This is a genomic window from Bacillus sp. KS1, assembly GCF_020075515.1.
Taxonomy (GTDB): domain Bacteria; phylum Bacillota; class Bacilli; order Bacillales; family Bacillaceae; genus Bacillus; species Bacillus velezensis.
Window position 1 is genome coordinate 317,556 of sequence record NZ_JACAWW010000004.1, and the last position, 18,204, is coordinate 335,759.

Genomic DNA, 18,204 nt, shown 5'->3' on the forward strand with positions numbered 1-18,204 from the left:
GTCCGAAAGAACCAAGTCCGGCCCTTTCCGGGAGCTATGAATTAAAGACCTTGTTTTGCGATGTAAGCTGCAAGGTCAACAACGCGGTTAGAGTAGCCGCTTTCGTTATCGTACCAAGAGATTACTTTTACCATGCTGCCTTCCATAACCATTGTAGAAAGAGCATCGATTGTAGAAGAGTTAGCATTGCCGTTGTAGTCTCCGGATACTAATGGCTCTTCGCTGTAGCCAAGGATTCCTTTAAGATCGCCTTCAGCCGCTTCTTTAAGAGCTGCGTTTACGTCTTCAGCCGTTACGTCTTTGTTAAGTTCAGCAACTAGGTCAACAAGAGAAACGTTTGGAGTCGGCACACGCATAGCTCCGCCGTTCAGTTTGCCTTTCAGTTCAGGAAGAACAAGGGAAACTGCTTTAGCAGCACCAGTTGATGTAGGAATGATGTTTTCAGCTGCTGCACGCGCACGACGGTAGTCTTTGTGCGGAAGATCAAGAATTTGCTGATCGTTTGTGTAAGAGTGAACAGTTGTCATCATACCGCGTTTGATGCCGAATTTGTCGTTAAGTACTTTTGCAAACGGCGCAAGGCAGTTTGTTGTGCAAGATGCGTTAGAGATAACATGGTGGTTAGCCGCATCGTATTTGTCTTCGTTAACACCCATAACGATTGTGATATCTTCTTCGTTAGCAGGTGCAGAGATGATCACTTTTTTCGCGCCTGCTTCTAAGTGTTTCGCAGCGTCTGCGCGTTTTGTGAAGAAACCAGTAGATTCAACTACGATTTCAACGCCTTGTTTGCCCCAGCTGAGTTTCGCAGGATCGCGCTCAGCAGAAACTTCGATTGTTTTGCCGTTAACAACAAGGTTGCTGCCGTCAACTTTAACTTCTGCATCTAATTTTCCGTGTACGGAATCATATTGTAAAAGATGAGCAAGCATGTTAGCGTCTGTTAAATCGTTAACCGCTACTACCTCAACTTCAGGATTGTTTAATGCTGCGCGGAATACGTTACGTCCAATACGACCAAAACCGTTAATACCGACTTTTACTGCCATGATTATTTCCTCCTTTAAATAAGTGAGAGATATTTATATTGAGGGACTGTTATCCCTTAATAACTTCTTTGCGGCTCCTTCGTCCGTGACGAGAACCGTGTTTCGCTGCTTTTTAAAATAAGCTTCGATTGCTTCTGCTTTTGATGATCCGCCCGCTACCGCGATAATGTCGGGAATGGCATCGAGGTCATCGAGCTGCATTCCGACTGAATGCACCTTGTGAACGACTTCTCCGTCCGCATTAAAGTAGTAGCCGAATGCCTCTGTCACCGCATGATTGTCATCTATTTTCTTCAAATCTTCCAAAGGCGTGTTTCTTCGCTCCGCCATTGTTCTAGCTTCGCCGATTCCGTGAACGAGCATACTCGCTGATTTAATCGTGTGAAGCACCTCTTTTACGGAAGGTTCTTCAATAATAGATGAGTAGGCGCCTTGTGACAGCTGTCCGGGAACGAACAAAAGCCGATAAGTGCCTGAAGCCTTTTCCGCCATATGCGCGCATATGGTGTTCGCCTGGTTTTTCACATCTTCGCCTAAACCGCCTCTTGCGGGCACAAACAGGAGCTCGCGGTTTTTTGAATCCGGCGTCATCATATCGGCGACGGCTTCAATTGTCGTACCGCCGGTTACAGCGACGATATTTTTGCCTGAAAATCTCTTTTTCATACATGCAACGGCCGCTCTCCCTAATTCTTTTTTGACCCAAGGAGATTGGTCGCTGTCTCCGGAAACGATAATGGCGTCTTTCAGATTAAGCCGCTCTTTTAATGTCTTTTCCAGAAGCGTCAATCCTAAAACATCCTTCATCGTATCTTCCAGAATCGAAAGCAGTGAATAGCCCTCTTCCGTCATTGTCATGCCGTTTGTTTTAATATCGATGAGATTCTGTTCTTTCAAAAACTGAACCTCGCTTCTGAGAACGCGCTCGGTCAATCCGAGACTGGCTGCAAGACTTCTGCGGCCGATCGGTTCGGTAAGCCTGATATACTGCAAGATTTCAAATCTTTTCTGCATCACAAGCAAAAGATCAGGCAATAATTTTTTTTGAGCTTGTATTAACTGGTTCATGACTCAAACGTTCCTTCCTATTCATACTGGACAAAAAATGTCCCGCTATGACAAAAAACGTCCCATCATAGCCAAAAAAAATTATGTCTGCTTTCTTTAATTATTTTAACAGGATGACATTGTTAATTCAACTGTTAAAGGTCAATTCCTCGACATTCTTCGCAGGATTTACCAGTATCTCCTTGATACAGTCATTATATACAGAAACGGAATGAAGGTGACAGACAAAAGCCCGCTGGAGCGGACTTTTGTCGTGAAACGCTTTCATTTTATCCAGAGTTTTTCTATTTCTTCTAATGATTTATTTTTCGTCTCAGGGCAGATCGTCACGACAAACAAGAAACAGAGAATATTAATGACGGCGAATATCCAGAAGGTGTACGCGAGCCCTAACCCGCTGATCATCATCGGCACGAACTGGCCGATCGCCCAGTTGGCCCCCCATAAGAATATCGTCGCAATACCGGCGGCGCGTGCGCGGAGGTGGTTCGGAAAGATTTCCGAAATCATGATCCACGTAATCGGCCCGACTGATACGCAAAAAGCGGCGACGAATCCCAATATGATGACGACTAAAGCCGGACCGCTCGCCAGCTGAAAATAAAAGGCTGCCCCGATTAAGATCATGAACAGCGCCATAAAGGCAGATCCGACCCCCATCAGCTTTTTCCGGCCTACCTTATCGACTAAAAGAACGGCGATGACGGTGAAAATCACTTCGACGACACCGACGATGCATGTCGTGATAAACCCCGCATTCTGTCCGAAGCCCATCATTTTGAAAATTTCCGGCCCGTAATACGTAATTGCGTTCATGCCGATGACCTGATTGAATAAAGCCAGCAGAATCCCGATCACAAGCGCTTTTCTCAGCCCCGGTTTAAACAGCTGAGACAATGACCCCATTTTTTCTAATTGTAAAGACGTTTCGATTTGTTTGATTTCTTCTTTCGCGGTCTGCTCGCCGTTAATGCGCGTCAGCACGGCGAGGGCTTCATTCCGGCGCCCCGCTTTCGCAAGCCAGCGCGGACTTTCCGGCACGATAAGCAGCACGATAAAAAAGATGACGGACGGAATCATGCCGTAAGCGAGCATCCACCGCCAGCCGGTGTGCACTCCCCATTCATACGAGCCGGACTGCTGGACGGCAAGGTTAATAAAATAAGTGCCGGATATCCCTAATATCGTAAACAGCTGATACAGTGAAGACAGACTGCCGCGTATGGCCGGCGGAGCGGCTTCGGTAATATACGTGACAGAAAGCGAGGAGCCCATGCCGATTCCCAGACCGCCGATGACTCTGGCGATCACTAAGGAAGACACACTTTGAGAAAGCGCAGAGACAACCGCTGACACCGCAAACAACAGCGCCGCTGCCATCAAAATCTTTCTCCGTCCGAAACGGTCGCTCAAAAATCCGGAAATCCCGACGCCGAAAACACCGCCGATCATAATGCTTGAAATCACGAGCCCTTCCATAAAAGGACTTAAGCGGTACAAATCTTTCAGGAAACCGATGGCGCCGGAAATCACCGCCGTGTCATAACCGTACAAAAGCCCTCCCAGTCCGGCCGCGCATGAGATGAGAATGACAAACCACTTGGAATGCTGCCGAGTGACAGGTACATTTGAGCCAATTGGTGCCGGGTGATTCTTCATGAATTTTACCCTCCCGCGAATAATAGAATAAAAACGCTTACAAAACAAAGTGCGGCGCTTGATGATGCTTTGTTTTCTTCAGAACCGCCACATTTGTACGCACTTATAAAGAATTTTATCTAAAAATGAGGAAAATTAGTACGTACAAATAAAGAATAAGCAGTTTTTCATAATCTGTCAATTATTTTTACAGCTTGATGAAAGGGCTTACTATGTTATACTGGAATTTGTCCGTATACATTTTGGAGGAATTGATATGCTACCGAAATATGCTCAAGTAAAAGAAGAAATTTGTTCATGGCTGAATCAGGGAAAAATACAGCCGGACGAAAAGCTGCCTACGGAAAATGAGCTGATGCAGCAGTTCGGCGTCAGCCGCCATACCATCAGAAAGGCGATCGGAGATTTGGTCTCGCAAGGGCTGCTGTACAGCGTTCAGGGCGGAGGCACCTTTGTCGCTTCACGCACGGCGAAATCAGCCATGCATTCAAACAAAACGATCGGCGTCATTACAACGTACATATCAGACTATATTTTTCCCAGCATCATCAGGGGAATTGAATCTTATTTAAGCGAACAGGGCTATTCCATGCTGCTGACGAGCACCAACAACAATACAGAAAGTGAGCGGCGCGGCCTTGAAAACCTGCTGTCCAAAAATATAGACGGGCTGATTGTCGAGCCTACAAAAAGCGCGCTGCAGACGCCCAACATCGGCTACTATCTCAATCTGGAGAAAAACGGCATTCCGTTTGCCATGATTAACGCCTCTTATGCGGAGCTGGCCGCACCGAGCTTTTCCGTCAATGATGTCAAAGGCGGCATGATGGCTTGCGAATACGTCATGTCCCTCGGCCACACGCACATTATGGGAATCTTTAAAGCGGATGACACGCAGGGCGTCAAACGGATGAACGGCTATCTTCAGGCGCATCGGGAGCGCGGGATTTTCCCGTCTCCGGACATGATCGTGACTTACACGACTGAGGAAAAAGAAACCGTGCTTCTCCAAAAAATTAAGCATACCCTTGAGCAAAACAGCGGGTCATATCCGACGGCCATTCTTTGCTACAATGACGAAATTGCGCTGAAGACGATTAATCTTCTCAGGGAATTGGGGTTAAAGGTGCCAGATGACGTATCGGTCATGGGCTATGACGATTCACATTTCGCCCAGATTTCCGAGGTGAAGCTCACCTCTGTCAAGCATCCGAAATCCATTATGGGGAAAGCGGCGGCAAAATATGTCATCGACTGCTTAGAACATAAAAAGCCGAAGAAGGATGACGTCGTGTATGAACCGGAACTCGTCATCCGGAATTCAGTCAAGCGGATCGGCGAATAAAAAAAGCAATGTGCGCGGCACATTGCTTTTTTTGCTCAGCTGTTTTTTAATTCGGCGATGATTTCAAATGATCTCATTCTGTCGGCATGCTCAAAGCTTTCTGAATTCACCATGATTTCATCCGCCTGTGTTGTCCGGATGAAGCTTTCCAGCTTTTCCTTCACACGCTCCGGTCCGCCGACAATCGTTGAACTGAGCTGTTCATTGACCATCGCTTTTTCATACGGCGACCAGATTTGATCCATGTCTTCAACAGGAGGCTTCAGCTGGTTCGGCGTGCCGCGGACGAGGTCTAAAAATCTTTGATAATGCGATGTTGCCAGATGCTCCGCCTTTTCATCCGTATCGGCGGCAATGACGGTGACGCCGACCATCGCGTACGGTTGATCCAGTACGTCTGACGGACGGAAGGAGCTGCGGTACAGTTCAAGAGCGGGCACGGTATTTTTCGGTGAGAAGTGAGCCGCAAAGGCGAACGGAAGCCCGAGCTCTCCCGCAAGACGCGCGCTGAAGCCGCTTGAGCCCAAAAGCCAGATCGGCACGTCCAGCCCTTCGCCCGGAATGGCGCGGACTTGATTGCGCACATTGCCTGTCGGTTTGAAGTAATTTCTCAATTCTTCAAGCTGCTCCGGAAAATCTTCCCCGCTGTTTATGTTTCTTCGTAAGGCTCTCGCCGTTAATTGGTCGGTCCCCGGCGCGCGTCCGAGCCCCAGATCAATCCGCCCCGGATATAACGTTTCAAGGGTTCCGAACTGCTCCGCGATCACAAGTGAAGAATGATTCGGCAGCATAATACCCCCAGAACCGACGCGGATTTTTTTCGTGCCGCCGGCGATGTGGCCGATCAGCACCGCCGTTGCCGAGCTGGCGACGCCTTCTATATTATGATGCTCCGCAAGCCAATAGCGGTTATAGCCCCACTCCTCGGCGCGGCGCGCTAAATCCATGCTGTTGCGGAACGATTCAGCAACCGTTCCCCCCTGTACGACCGGCGATAAATTCAATACGGAAAACGCAGTATCTTTCAATGTATGTTCAGCCATCGTTTTCTCCTTTATGGTTTAGTGTAAGCAGATCTTAAACAAGGTCTCTACCACACACCTTACCACAGCTTTTCTCGTGAGTTAAACAATTTGATTCGATGATCTTCGAACAATCATAGTCCCACCAATATAATGCAAATAAGTGTAATAGTTTTATTCTATTAATCATTTACAAAAATAAACCATAGCATTACGAATAAAGAGAGTCAGCTTTAGTTTCCCCTATAAATTAAACCATAAAATAACAATAATACACTTGAACTTACAATTATTATGCTATATTATGGTTTATATTGAAATTAATAAATAGGAGGAAATAAGTTGAAAAAAAACATTTTAATGACTGTTGTTACTTCTTTATTGGTAACATTTATTATTTTCACTGGTAGTATTAGTGCTTTCGCTGCAGATTTTTGGTCTGGCGATAGACAAAACTTAAATGTATCAGGATTTACTGATGCCTCTTACTATACTAAAAAAGCAAAAACTGTCGATTTCACTCTATCCACACCCTATCCTGGAGGCCATACAAATAAAGGAAACCTTTACTTACAACGGAAGTCAGGTAATAAATGGACGACTTGTAAAAAGACAAGCTTCGCTTTCAAAGATCACGTAACTAAGTCATTCTCTTTAAAAGGGTGCAAGACAGGTTATTATCGAGTTAAAGCCACTTTTAACGGTGCAAAAGTCGTCAATACGACTAACTCTTTTAAAATTAACCGATAAGATTCAGGGCCCTATGATGATTAGGGTCTTTTTTTTATTCGTTCTTTGTGAGTTCCTGTGCGATTTGAATGAAAAGTTTTGCCGCCAATGAAGCCTCCTTTATAGAAGGAACGGCAAGCAGAACATCACGGTACACCGCCTGATTGAGTTCCCTTGTCACGACATTTTCCGGCAGCGATATTCCTGACATAGACATTTGTGATAATATCGCAATTCCCAGCCCCTCTTTGATCATGCTGATGGACGTATTGACGTTGTAAACAGTGAATGCGGCAGTCAGCACAGATCCTGCCTCCTTAAACATATCAATAAACGGTGATTCGTATCCTCCGTCACAGATGATCATCGGCTGGCGGTCAAGATCTTTCAGAGTGATTGACTCACAGCAGCAAAGCGGGTGATCATTTCTAAGCACGACGGCCATTTTATCTTTTTTCAGCGGCAGATATTCCATGTCTTCCGTAGGAAAAAGAGTGATCCCCACATCTATTACCCGGGAGCGGAGCCATTCCTTTACTTCGTTAACCGTTCCTTCATGAAGCACCAACTCAAGCTTCGGATACCGTTTTTTAAACACGCTGATCAGCTTTGGAATGAAATAAGCGGAAGCGGCCGGAAATGTGCCGATGTGAATCGTTCCCTGTTCAAGCCCTCTTTCCGCGGCCGCCAGCTGCTCGGCTTTTTCTATGCCTTTGAGCACCTCTCTGATATGAACGAGAATTTTTCCGCCCGTGTCCGTGAGCCTTACGCCGTTGCGGCGCTCGCGGATGATCAGCTTGATGCCGAGCTCTGACTCAAGCGCCGAGATGGCATGGCTGACGGCGGGCTGCGTCATATTCAGCGCCTGCCCCGCTTTCGTAAAGCTTCCCGTTTCAGCGATTTGAACAAAAACCCGCAGTTGTGTAATCGTCATAACGTTTTACTTATGCTCCTTATAAAAAAGATTCATTTTATTTATCTTACTGATTACCGTATCATATGATGGAATTGTTCTACAAGGAGTGAACGACGTGAAACAGCTTTCGAAAATACAGACGGCTCTTATGCTGGCGTTTCTAGTCACGGTATGGGGAATTAACTGGCCGCTGACAAAGGCCGCGCTTGCCTATTCGCCGCCTCTTCTGTTTGCCGGAATCCGCACGCTGATCGGCGGCATTCTATTATTAATGGTTGCGCTGCCCCGTTTTAAAAAGCTGCGTTTTAAAGAAACGTGGCCGATCTATCTTATTTCTGCCATTTTAAATATTACTTTATTTTACGGCCTGCAAACGGTCGGCTTGAACTACCTGCCTGCCGGCTTATTTTCAGCCATCGTGTTTTTCCAGCCGGTGTTAATGGGCGTTTTTTCTTGGCTGTGGCTCGGGGAATCGATGTATCCTTTAAAAATAGCCGGTCTTATTCTGGGCTTTGCCGGTGTCGCCGTCATCAGCGCAGCCGGTTTCGGAGGCCATATTTCCATCGCCGGCATTCTTTTGGCCTTAGGCTCTGCGGTCAGCTGGGCGCTCGGCACGGTATATGTGAAAAGAACGGGCGGACGCGCGGACTCTATCTGGATGGTCGCTCTTCAGCTTCTGATCGGCGGCGTGCTGCTTGTCAGCTCCGGCCATTTTTCGGAAAGCTTTTCAGCGATTCAATGGAAAGCTCCGTTCATTCTCAGCCTTCTGTTCATTTCAGTTTTTGTTATCGCGCTCGGCTGGCTCGCCTTTTTTACGCTTGTCGGTTCAGGGGAAGCAAGCAAGGTTGCCTCTTACACCTTCCTGATCCCGCTCATATCCATTACCGTCAGCTCGATATTCCTGCATGAGCCGCTGACCGTCAGCCTTTTAGCCGGACTGCTTCTGATCGTCACAAGCATTTGTTTTGTGAATATAACACCGAAGAAACTGAAAACACCTGTTCTGGCCGCAGAAAAAAAGGCCGTTCAATAAAAAAACTCTTGCCGCGGGGCAAGAGTTTTTTTATTTATTGACGTCTCCCTTTCACAAGATACGCAGCCGTAATGAGGAGATAGATGGCCGCAGTGATGCATGTAATGACGATGGATGTCGTGGCAATCACGCCGACCAAGATGGCTAAAAGCGCAAGCACCGCGAACCATGTCGTGTACGGGAACCATTTGACGTAATAAGCCGGTTGTTCTGTTGAATGTTTTCTTGATTTCAAATGGGCGAATCCGATAATCAGCCAGATGAACAGCACGGTATAGCCGAGGGAACCCATCAAATAATTAAACGTCTGGCTTCCTGCGAATAAAGAAATCAGGACGCCTACATATAAAAATGACGTACAAGTCAGAATCGCATAAACGGGAACCTTTTTCTTCGACAGTTTTGAAAAGATTTTCGGCACCCGGCCGTCAGAAGCCTGTGTAAACAAGACGCGGGATGATCCGTACAGTCCCGAGTTCATAGACGAGATAATCGCAAGAAGAATGACGGCATTCATAATATGGTCGGCACCCGGAATCCCTATCATCTTAAATACTATGACAAACGGGCTTTCTGGAACGCTGTTGACTTGATTCCAAGGAATCAGGCTGACGATGATGAAAAACGGCAGCAAGTAAAAAGCGACAATCCGCGTTAACGTGCTTCGGACAGCTTTCGGGATCACCTTTTCGGGATTTTTTGTCTCCGCCAGCGTGACGCCGATGATTTCCGTTCCGCCGTATGAGTAGATCACGACGAGCATCGCCGTAATGACGCCCCCCGCTCCATGCGGGAAAAACCCTCCGTGATCCGTTAAATGAGACAGCCCCGGCGCCGTGTGATTGCCGAATGAGAAAAATAAGAGCAGAATCCCGCATAAAATAAAGATGACAATCACTGTAATTTTAATGAGCGCGAGCCAGTACTCCGTCTCGGCAAACAGTTTCACAGAAAGCATGTTTACGACCGTCACCACAATGGAAATGATCAAAGCCAATATCCATATCGGACATTCCGGCAGCCAATATTGAATGAAAATGGCGGCTACGACCGCCTCCGCGGCAATATTGAGCACCCACATTTTCCAATAGATCCAGTCTAAAAAGTATGCAGCGTACGACCCGAGAGACTGCTGAACCAAATCACGGAACGTCCTTGCATGTTTGTTTCTGACTGCCATTTCGGCCAGCCCCTGCATAATAAACAGCAGAATGATTCCGCCGAGGAGGTAGGCCAATAACACGGATGGCCCCGCTTCATCAATCGCCGTGCTGCTGCCTTTAAAGAGCCCAGCCCCGATTGCGCCTCCAAGCGCCATCATCATAATGTGTCTGGACGACATCGTCCGTTTTAACGTTTGCTTGTCCTTTTCCATCTATCACACGCCCTCTCGCAAAAAGTGTTCATCACATAAAAAAGCACGCCGCCTCTTTGGGAAAAGAGACGGCGTGCCTCAGGCAGCCGCGGTACCACTCTTGTTGATCCCGAATGTCCGGAATCCAGCTTAAAAACCTTTTAACGAAGGTCAGCCGTTAGGACATAGGGAATATTCCGACAATTCCGTTCCGCCCTGCCACTTCCGGGCGAGTTCAAAGAACAATCAGTCCGCGTTGCACCAACCCGCGGCTCTCTTTTTCTGACTGGATTCTTTTACTGCTCCCGTTCACAGTGTTTTATGTTAAATGAATCTCTTGAGTTTTTATTTTCTGAATATAGTAACATAATATACAGTCTTCTATTTTCAAAGTCAATACTAATTTTTGCAGCTGGTTTTCTTATCACCTATATAAGACATTTTGACTGACCATGTTTATATTCATATGCGGGGTGAGCCGGCCCCTAATATGGCGTAATCAGCACTTTATATATTGTTCAAACAGAAATTCCGACGAAAGGTTTTCTACGATATATGGACTGAGCGGCAAAAAGTTAGCAGAAAGATGAAAGGTTTTACTCTTATGCTGGTATCCCAGCTTAGTAACTGTACACATTTCATTTCTAATAGTTCAATTCCAATGACTCCACAAGGTTCTATACCCGGAAGTCATATTCCATTTATTAAAGCTGTTGACATGAAACCAATTCCACAAATTAAACTCGTGGAGAACACTAGTTGGCGTAACACGAAACTGTATAGAAGCATTAGTGGCGTTACAGCTAGTGTTTTTGAGTTTTTAAAGGAGATTTTCAGGATACAAATAACAATAACGAGAAAATCAGGTGTAGAAAGATGAATAAGACACCTATTTTTTTACAAAAAATGATAATAAAGGGTTGATATGGTACGGGTTTCATACTTTAAGATGATGATGTGTCTTCACTGAATACTAAATAAACATTTCCAGGAGGAGTTTCCTATGCAGTCTAGCACATCATTTAACAGCCCAGCTTACCTTGAAACAAATGGAGTAATGAAAATCGCTGATATAACCTATAGTAATAACGAATGGCTGAACTTCGACATTGGAGGAGAAGGAATTTTTAAGAAATCAGGTTCTTATTTAGTTCCATCTCTTCCAGTAGAATTTCATTGTCATGGAATCGGTCACTATGATTTTAGCAATTTAGATCAATTAGATATTGAAAAGATCAATACACTAGCTGAAATAGAAGGGATTTTCTGTGTACCCTCTATTTTTCTTCCTCATAATCAATTAGATCAATTTGCAGCCTTTATGAAAGAGTTCCATACACAAAAGAGAAAGGGACGTTACCGTAATATTTTAGGTATTTCACTAGAAGGACCATTATTGGCCAGCTTTGCAGGCACACCGGAAAAAGGGAATTGGGCACCCTTAAAAGAAGAATGGGAAAAGATCGCTTCTTGCGGAGAATACGGTCTTATTTATACTGTACTGTCCCCAGATGCTATGACTGAAAACTCCTATCTAAAGAAATATATCACCGAAGAACATCCGAGTTTAGAATGGATTGTAGATACACTTGTGGAGGCTGGAGTAAAACCGGCGCTGGGTCACTTCCAAAAAGCATACCCGGAGGAAACCTCTGAACTTATAATGAAAGTTATAGATACAGCGCAAAAACGCAGCAATTACACTGGATCAGATGCCGTTTTAACAGATCATTTGTTTAATGATATGCCAAACAATTTTAAACACACCTGGAGAACACCCCAAGAAAGAGTACATAGATTAGAGGGGTTAAAAAATGCTCGGTTAGATAAATGGAACATAGATAATATAAACACACTTGTCGGAGAAGTTCCCGGTACTTTGATGAGAGCCGCGAAAGAAGGTCTATTAACCATTTGTATGAATTTTGATAGTGAACATGTAGACTTAGAAGTTGCACGGCGGGTTGTAGAACTTGTTGGCTCTAAGGGTATTATAGCAATGACAGATCGCATTGACACAGATTCCATGTGCGGCCAATCACTGGAGAAAATTGAAGGGAATAATCTATGGTATCAAGGAAAAGGGTATGTAGCGGCAGGGTCTTACACAATTGATCGGCTTATGCATAATATTCGTGCTATAGGTTTTAATGAGGAAGTTGTATGGAATATGACATCATTTGTACCATTAAAAGCTTGTCACTTCCTAAATGAACTTGAAAACCTATCCATGAAGCCCTTCAGTTTTATAGATGAAACGAAAAAAAGAGCTCATTTCAAAGCGCCTGCCCCAGAGCTGATTCTGCGCTAAGCAAAAAAGACCACCATAAAGTGGTCTTTTTAAGTTGACTTTCTTTTAATAAGTTTTAGGTTCAACTTATTTATATTGGGAACATCTTTGTTATTCATTAAGTTATATAATAAATTTGCTGCTGTTTGTCCCAACTCTTTAATCGGTTGATGTATCGTTGAAAGTTCTATTACCTTAGATATCGGCTGATTATCAAATCCTATAACCGCCAGTTCTTCAGGTATTCGTATTCCCTGTCTTTTCGCTTCATAAATGATCCCCGCCGCAACATAATCACTTCCTACAACCATTGCCGCAGGACGAGGTGACTTATTTAGTAATAATTTTGCTATTTCTATACCATTCTCAATAGTGTACTGTTCCTCAAAGTACCAATTATCACTCCATTTCAATTCGTATTCATTTCGAAAGTGAAAAAATGATTTTTTTCTGCTTATGCCAACACCGCTCTTAGGATTTCCTATACATAGACCAATGGATTGATGTCCTTGATTTCGCAGATGATCAATTGCCATTTTGATTCCTGACTCATGATTAATAAATATATGTGCAACCTGTTTGCTTGCAGAAGCTTCACAGGAAACAATATTGCCAAACCCAGATATCTCGTCGAGTACGTGATGGGGGCTTACACAGGATCCCAAAATAAGACCGTCAATAAGTTTGTATTTCAATCTGTTAAAAAACTCCATTTCTTGTTCAGGATCGTTATTTGATTGGTGCACAAGCAAACTGTAATTATGTTTATTACACTCTTCGCCTATTCCCGCAATCAGTTTACTGAAAAACGGATGGTTGATTTTAGGAACAATGACTCCGAATACATTTGTCTTCCCCCTGGATAGGTTAATCGCGTTGAAATTTGGTACATAATTTAATTCCTTCATAGCTTTTAACACAGCGTCCCGCTTCTCAGGTTTTACATAAGGATGATTATTGAGAACTCTAGAAACTGTTGTCCGAGAAACGTTCGCTTTCTTTGCTATCTCTGTAATGTTTGTCATTACTGTTACTCCTTCTTAGACAGCGTTATCAGGATTTCACACTGAATAACACAAGGGGAAAAATCATTTAATTAATAGTTTTATCATGGCCTGCATGAATATGTGCGCCTTCCTGTCCCACACTATAAATAGAACGGGGCTTCCCCATCTTGTGTAATAGTTTGTCAAATAAACCTACTAATATCCCCAGACATAGCAGCACAATGATGGTTCCTATCCCAATCGGCCCCTGAAGAATGATTGCAAGCACAAAAGCTAAAGCTTCCCCTATCGTCTTTGTAATATTAATACCCCAACCTGTGCGTTCAGTAATAGCCAACATTAATTCATCATTCGGTATCGAAGGAAAAGATGCTCTTAAATAAATAGCGATTCCCATAGCCAATATACACAACCCTATCAAAAATAAACTCCATTGAAGAATTACAGCATCTGTTTTTAAGAACGAAAGAACCTTTAAGTTTAAAAGGTCAACAAAACTTCCAATAATAACAATCGGAATAAAACCGGCTAGATTAGGAAACCGCATTTTTATGAGGCTGTTTATAAAGATAAGGATTCCTCCGATAATGAAAACCCATGACCCGATTGTAAGGCCAATGAGTTCTGATAAAGCCACGTTCAGAGCATCCCAGGGGGCAATCCCGGTATTAGATTTAATCATACATACAACCCCTACGGATAAAATAAACAATCCGGCAATATAGATTAAACATCTTTTCACAAAATGGCTCATGGCTGTATACTCCGCGGTTTAGGGTCTTCTTCTTTCGTCAGAATGTAATGATCAAAAGCATAAGATACACCACACTCATCATTCGATAACGTTTTAAAAGCAGCCAATTGAATAAGCTTCTTATCTGCATTTCCCATGGCTATCCCTATTCCTGCTGCATGAAACATAGGCAGATCATTTAAATTATCACCTATTGCGATTGCATTCCGCGCATCCGTTCCATAATGTTCACAAAGTTTATTTAATGACGCTCCTTTATCTACTCCTGCACTTGTGATTTCAAGATTGAATGCTCCTGAACTCGTTACGGCACACTCCTTCAGTTGTCCAAAATATTCTTTAGCTTTTTTTAATTTTCTTTGGTTTGGCGAAACGATCATACATTTTATGACATACCGATAATCGATAGGGTCAATTGTACCCGGTATTTCCTCTAACCCGTATTGATGGATTTGAGCTTTAATAGAATTCCAAAATACTTCTTGATTAAAATGAGGTTCTTCCATTACTGTATTGTAAAGTTCTTTTTCAAGCTGCTGAATTCCTTGATTTGATACGGCAATTTTGTCAGATAAATAGAGCTGATAATAGATTTCTTCTTTATTTAACCATGTGATGATAGGTTGGATTACATCTGAATCCATAAAATGTTCGAATATGACCTGATTTCCCACATCAATTTGAGCGCCGTTTGAAGCAATAATCGGAAAATCCAAATCATATTTATTGATGATGTGTTTTGCATCAAATAAAGCTCTCCCTGTAGCGATTGTTACAAGATGACCTTGTTTTTGTCCAAGCTTTAAAGCTCTTACATCTTGTTCTTGGATAGTTAAGTTCTCTGATAACAGCGTGCCATCTAAGTCAATTGCAATTACTTTCATGTGAATTTCCTCCTCAGAGTTTAAAAATCATTGAAAGTATAATGTATGGTACGCGTTTCAGAGCAATTAGATTATTATATTAATTTGAAGTTTTTCTCCAGAAGCTGATTAGACCTGTGCTTCTCAAGTGTTCTCCTGCTTAACGATCCTTCTCTTTTGATCAATCCAGTTAATAAAGAACTGACTGCTAATGGCGGAACACTAATTTGAAGAAACTCATCTGGAACTTCAAGCGCTGGCAACTCACTAGAAACTGGACTGTAACAGGGCAGCTTACCATCATGAGTTTGACTTATGGCCGGCGACTTGGCACCGGCACTTTCCAGAGAACGATCACTTTTTGTAAAAATCGGATGTATGAAGTGTCATTGAGGCGATGTCCCCGATATACTTTTCTCTTTTCTTTCATTTGCGGTAAAGAAAACAAAACCTGATTCCCTTATGACAGAACTTGCTTTATCATAAAAGTATGCGTTTACATTCGAGTAGGGAGGTTATAGCATGACCCCTGTGAATTCAAGCAGCATCGGGAAGATTCAGGCGGCCAGCAAAGGTTTGTCGCCAAAATTGAGAGCGATTGCAGACCATATCGTGAAGGAACCGAAAGACGTGATTCACCTTTCCATCATTCAGCTGGCGGAAAAAACGAAAAGCTCTGAAGCGACGATTTTCAGGCTGTGCAAACGGCTCGGTTTTTCCGGCTATCAGGATTTAAAAATCGCGCTTGCTCAGGAGATCGTTCAGGAGCCGGTGCAGCACATTCATGAAGAAATGAGCCCCGACGACGATATCGAAGTCATCATCCAGAAAGTTTTCCGCACAAACATTTCCGGGCTGACCGATACCTTTCATTTATTAGATCCGGCCGACGTTGAAAAAGCGGCAGAAATGATCCACCGCGCAGACAGAATCGAATTTTACGGAAACGGCGGTTCCGGGCTGATCGCCACAGACGCGTATCATAAATTTATGCGTACGGGTATAAATTGCATCGCGCACACGGATTCTCACTTTCAGGCGATGTCAGCGGGTCTTCTCGGTCCCGAAAGCGCAGTCATCGGCATTTCTCATTCGGGAAGCAACAAGGACGTGCTCGACGCGGTGAAAACGGCCAAATCGCTCGGCGCCGGCACGATCGGCATTACAAGCTACCAAAAGTCGCCGCTCACCCAGATTTCCGACGTGGTGCTGTATACCTCAACAAGGGAGACGGCTTTCAGAACGGAAGCAATGTCCGCAAGGCTTGCCCAGCTGTCGGTCATTGATACACTGTATTTCGCCACGGCCCGGCTGCGGCAGGAGAAAACGCTCGCCAACTTGCAGCAAATCAGAAAAATGATCGCGCACAAACGTTTGTAATATTTATTTTTCAAAAGAGAAAATGCCGATACAGCGGGAATTGAGGCAATTTTATGAAAAAATTTTTCTTCTTCATCGTTGATTTATAAAAAAATTATTCCTATAATTGACTTTGTAAGGGCATACATTATCAATCTATCTTATTATTCAATCAGATTAGGCGGGATATATTATGAAGGAAACCCAAGCTGTTATCGGTCTGGATATCGGCACGACCAGTACGAAAGCCGTTCTGTTCGGACCAAGAGGCAAAGTGTTAGCCAAGCATTCGGTTCACTATGATTTAATACAGCCAAAGCCGGCATGGGCCGAGCAGGATCCTGAGCACATTTTGGAAGCGGTGATCGGAAGCATCAGGGGCGCCGTCACAAAGGCCGGACTGAGCCCTGACAATCTGCTTGCAATCGGCATCAGCACCGCCATGCACTCATTGATAGCTGTCGATCAAAACGGCGGCCTGCTGACCAAAAGCATCATTTGGGCGGACAACCGCAGCGCCGAGCAATCAAAACGGATTTTAAAAGAGATGAACGGTTTTGATATTTATAAAAGAACGGGTACGCCGATTCACCCGATGTCTCCGCTTTCCAAAATTGTGTGGATGAAAGAACAGGACAAGGAGACATTCGCGAAAACCGCCAAATTCATTAGTATTAAAGAATATATTCTGCACGAGTTTTTCGGAACTTATGTCGTCGATTATTCGATCGCTTCGGCAACGGGGCTGTTCCGTTTAGATACGCTTTCCTGGGATGAAGAAGCGCTCCGGATTGCCGGAATCCGGGAAGATCAGCTGTCGGACATCGTGCCGACCACTCATCAGCTGCGCGGCCTTGCGCCGGAAATCGCTGCACGGATGGGCATTCATGCGGATACACCGTTTATTATCGGCGCAAATGACGGCGTGCTCGCCAACCTTGGAGTCGGCGCGATCGGCAAAGGCGAAGTGGCCGTTACGATCGGAACAAGCGGAGCCGTGCGTTCGGTGACGGATGCGCCGATTACGGATGAAAAAGCGCGGACATTCTGTTACGCGCTGACTGACAAGCATTGGGTCATCGGAGGCCCGACGAATAACGGAGGCATTATGCTGCGCTGGCTTCGAGACGAATTCGCTTCTCCGGAAGTCGAAACGGCGAAGCGGCTCGGCATTGATCCGTATGATTTAATGATTGATATCGCTGATAAAGTGCCCGCAGGCTCTGAGGGATTGCTGTTTCTGCCGTTTTTATCAGGGGAGCGCGCGCCGTTTTGGAATCCGAATGCCCGCGGAACGTTTTTCGGCATCAGCCTCCGCCATAAACGGGAGCATTTTATCAGAGCGGTGCTGGAAGGCGTCATCATGAGCGTCTTTTCAATCGGTATCGCACTGAGAGATTTGGCGGGCCCCTCAAAAGACGTGCGGGCTTCGGGAGGATTTGCGAGATCGCCGCTGTGGAGGCAGATTTTGTCCGATACGATGGGACGGGAAGTCCTCGTTCCGGAAAGTTACGAAGCCTCGGCGCTCGGAGCGGCCGTCCTCGCTTTGCACAGCCTTGGCGAAATGGAACGGATCGAGGATGTTCAGGACTGGATCAGAATTTCTCACCGCCATGAACCGAACGTCAAAAACAGCGAAACATATATTGAGCTGTTTTACTTATACGAGCGGCTGTATGACAAGCTCAAAGATGAATTTGACGTCATCAGTGAATTTCAGCTCAAACAAAGCCGTTAATTCTTCTTTGAAAGGGTG

The 18,204-nt window shown here is 44.7% G+C and carries 15 protein-coding genes and 1 other annotated feature; of the genes, 6 read left to right on the forward strand and 9 right to left on the reverse strand.

Features of this window, described 5'->3' with window-relative positions:
- Nucleotides 1–41: 41 nt before the first annotated feature.
- The 3 genes from gap to HWY38_RS01995 form a co-directional block, all read right to left on the reverse strand.
- Nucleotides 42–1,049 (reverse strand): type I glyceraldehyde-3-phosphate dehydrogenase, encoded by a 1,008-nt coding sequence (gene gap, locus HWY38_RS01985; protein ID WP_003151611.1) that lies wholly within the window; start codon nt 1,047–1,049, stop codon nt 42–44.
- 33 nt (nt 1,050–1,082) lie between these two features.
- On the reverse strand, nt 1,083–2,117 hold the full coding sequence (gene cggR, locus HWY38_RS01990; protein ID WP_003151607.1) for a gapA transcriptional regulator CggR: 1,035 nt from the start codon (nt 2,115–2,117) through the stop codon (nt 1,083–1,085).
- Between the two features lie 264 nt (nt 2,118–2,381).
- On the reverse strand, nt 2,382–3,776 hold the full coding sequence (locus HWY38_RS01995; RefSeq protein ID WP_032876389.1) for a sugar porter family MFS transporter: 1,395 nt from the start codon (nt 3,774–3,776) through the stop codon (nt 2,382–2,384).
- Nucleotides 3,777–4,032: 256 nt separating this feature from the next.
- On the opposite strand from HWY38_RS01995, the gene HWY38_RS02000 reads away from it, so the two are divergent.
- Nucleotides 4,033–5,121 carry a GntR family transcriptional regulator gene (locus HWY38_RS02000; protein ID WP_038459907.1) on the forward strand — a complete coding sequence of 363 codons (1,089 nt, stop codon included), beginning with the start codon at nt 4,033–4,035 and terminating at the stop codon, nt 5,119–5,121.
- Nucleotides 5,122–5,156: 35 nt separating this feature from the next.
- Here the strand turns inward: HWY38_RS02000 and HWY38_RS02005 are convergent, their stop codons facing one another.
- A complete protein-coding gene (locus HWY38_RS02005) occupies nt 5,157–6,164 on the reverse strand; it encodes an LLM class flavin-dependent oxidoreductase (RefSeq protein WP_007409952.1) in 1,008 nt (335 codons plus the stop codon).
- Between the two features lie 321 nt (nt 6,165–6,485).
- Between HWY38_RS02005 and HWY38_RS02010 the strand changes: the two genes are divergently transcribed.
- Nucleotides 6,486–6,893, forward strand: coding sequence for a hypothetical protein (locus HWY38_RS02010; RefSeq protein ID WP_140957664.1), 408 nt, complete (start codon nt 6,486–6,488; stop codon nt 6,891–6,893).
- Nucleotides 6,894–6,927: 34 nt separating this feature from the next.
- On the opposite strand, the gene HWY38_RS02015 is transcribed toward HWY38_RS02010, so the two are convergent.
- Nucleotides 6,928–7,806, reverse strand: coding sequence for a LysR family transcriptional regulator (locus tag HWY38_RS02015; protein ID WP_218791385.1), 879 nt, complete (start codon nt 7,804–7,806; stop codon nt 6,928–6,930).
- A 97-nt stretch (nt 7,807–7,903) separates the two neighbouring features.
- Between HWY38_RS02015 and HWY38_RS02020 the strand changes: the two genes are divergently transcribed.
- Nucleotides 7,904–8,821, forward strand: a complete 918-nt coding sequence (locus HWY38_RS02020) for a DMT family transporter (RefSeq protein ID WP_224181157.1) — start codon at nt 7,904–7,906, stop codon at nt 8,819–8,821.
- A gap of 34 nt (nt 8,822–8,855) precedes the next feature.
- On the opposite strand, the gene HWY38_RS02025 is transcribed toward HWY38_RS02020, so the two are convergent.
- Nucleotides 8,856–10,196: an amino acid permease gene (locus HWY38_RS02025; protein WP_007613881.1), complete on the reverse strand. Its 1,341-nt coding sequence runs from the start codon at nt 10,194–10,196 to the stop codon at nt 8,856–8,858.
- 61 nt (nt 10,197–10,257) lie between these two features.
- Nucleotides 10,258–10,497: a binding site (T-box leader), on the reverse strand.
- 681 nt (nt 10,498–11,178) lie between these two features.
- Between HWY38_RS02025 and HWY38_RS02030 the strand changes: the two genes are divergently transcribed.
- Complete coding sequence (locus HWY38_RS02030) at nt 11,179–12,486, forward strand: N-acetylglucosamine-6-phosphate deacetylase (protein ID WP_224181158.1); 1,308 nt, start codon at nt 11,179–11,181, stop codon at nt 12,484–12,486.
- Between the two features lie 29 nt (nt 12,487–12,515).
- On the opposite strand, the gene HWY38_RS02035 is transcribed toward HWY38_RS02030, so the two are convergent.
- From HWY38_RS02035 to HWY38_RS02045, 3 genes are all read right to left on the reverse strand, one after another.
- On the reverse strand, nt 12,516–13,490 hold the full coding sequence (locus HWY38_RS02035) for a LacI family DNA-binding transcriptional regulator (protein WP_224181159.1): 975 nt from the start codon (nt 13,488–13,490) through the stop codon (nt 12,516–12,518).
- A 67-nt stretch (nt 13,491–13,557) separates the two neighbouring features.
- Nucleotides 13,558–14,226, reverse strand: coding sequence for a YczE/YyaS/YitT family protein (locus tag HWY38_RS02040; RefSeq protein ID WP_224181160.1), 669 nt, complete (start codon nt 14,224–14,226; stop codon nt 13,558–13,560).
- Nucleotides 14,223–15,110 (reverse strand): Cof-type HAD-IIB family hydrolase, encoded by an 888-nt coding sequence (locus tag HWY38_RS02045; protein WP_012118493.1) that lies wholly within the window; start codon nt 15,108–15,110, stop codon nt 14,223–14,225. The genes HWY38_RS02040 and HWY38_RS02045 overlap by 4 nt, the downstream gene beginning before the upstream one ends.
- A gap of 501 nt (nt 15,111–15,611) precedes the next feature.
- Between HWY38_RS02045 and HWY38_RS02050 the strand changes: the two genes are divergently transcribed.
- Entirely contained in the window at nt 15,612–16,469 is an 858-nt protein-coding gene (locus HWY38_RS02050) for a MurR/RpiR family transcriptional regulator (RefSeq protein WP_224181161.1), read from the forward strand.
- 172 nt (nt 16,470–16,641) lie between these two features.
- The gene (gntK, locus tag HWY38_RS02055; RefSeq protein WP_224181162.1) at nt 16,642–18,186 is read left to right on the forward strand and encodes a gluconokinase; all 1,545 of its coding nucleotides are present in this window, start codon (nt 16,642–16,644) and stop codon (nt 18,184–18,186) included.
- The last annotated feature ends 18 nt before the right edge of the window (nt 18,187–18,204 follow it).

Bases quoted from the DNA above. Each gene is read 5' to 3' on its own strand.
- gap (WP_003151611.1), bottom strand. From the start codon at position 1,049: ATGGCAGTAAAAGTCGGTATTAACGGTTTTGGTCGTATTGGACGTAAC.
- cggR (WP_003151607.1), bottom strand. From the start codon at position 2,117: ATGAACCAGTTAATACAAGCTCAAAAAAAATTATTGCCTGATCTTTTG.
- HWY38_RS01995 (WP_032876389.1), bottom strand. From the start codon at position 3,776: ATGAAGAATCACCCGGCACCAATTGGCTCAAATGTACCTGTCACTCGG.
- HWY38_RS02000 (WP_038459907.1), top strand. From the start codon at position 4,033: ATGCTACCGAAATATGCTCAAGTAAAAGAAGAAATTTGTTCATGGCTG.
- HWY38_RS02005 (WP_007409952.1), bottom strand. From the start codon at position 6,164: ATGGCTGAACATACATTGAAAGATACTGCGTTTTCCGTATTGAATTTA.
- HWY38_RS02015 (WP_218791385.1), bottom strand. From the start codon at position 7,806: ATGACGATTACACAACTGCGGGTTTTTGTTCAAATCGCTGAAACGGGA.
- HWY38_RS02025 (WP_007613881.1), bottom strand. From the start codon at position 10,196: ATGGAAAAGGACAAGCAAACGTTAAAACGGACGATGTCGTCCAGACAC.
- HWY38_RS02030 (WP_224181158.1), top strand. From the start codon at position 11,179: ATGCAGTCTAGCACATCATTTAACAGCCCAGCTTACCTTGAAACAAAT.
- HWY38_RS02035 (WP_224181159.1), bottom strand. From the start codon at position 13,490: ATGACAAACATTACAGAGATAGCAAAGAAAGCGAACGTTTCTCGGACA.
- HWY38_RS02040 (WP_224181160.1), bottom strand. From the start codon at position 14,226: ATGAGCCATTTTGTGAAAAGATGTTTAATCTATATTGCCGGATTGTTT.
- HWY38_RS02045 (WP_012118493.1), bottom strand. From the start codon at position 15,110: ATGAAAGTAATTGCAATTGACTTAGATGGCACGCTGTTATCAGAGAAC.
- HWY38_RS02050 (WP_224181161.1), top strand. From the start codon at position 15,612: ATGACCCCTGTGAATTCAAGCAGCATCGGGAAGATTCAGGCGGCCAGC.
- gntK (WP_224181162.1), top strand. From the start codon at position 16,642: ATGAAGGAAACCCAAGCTGTTATCGGTCTGGATATCGGCACGACCAGT.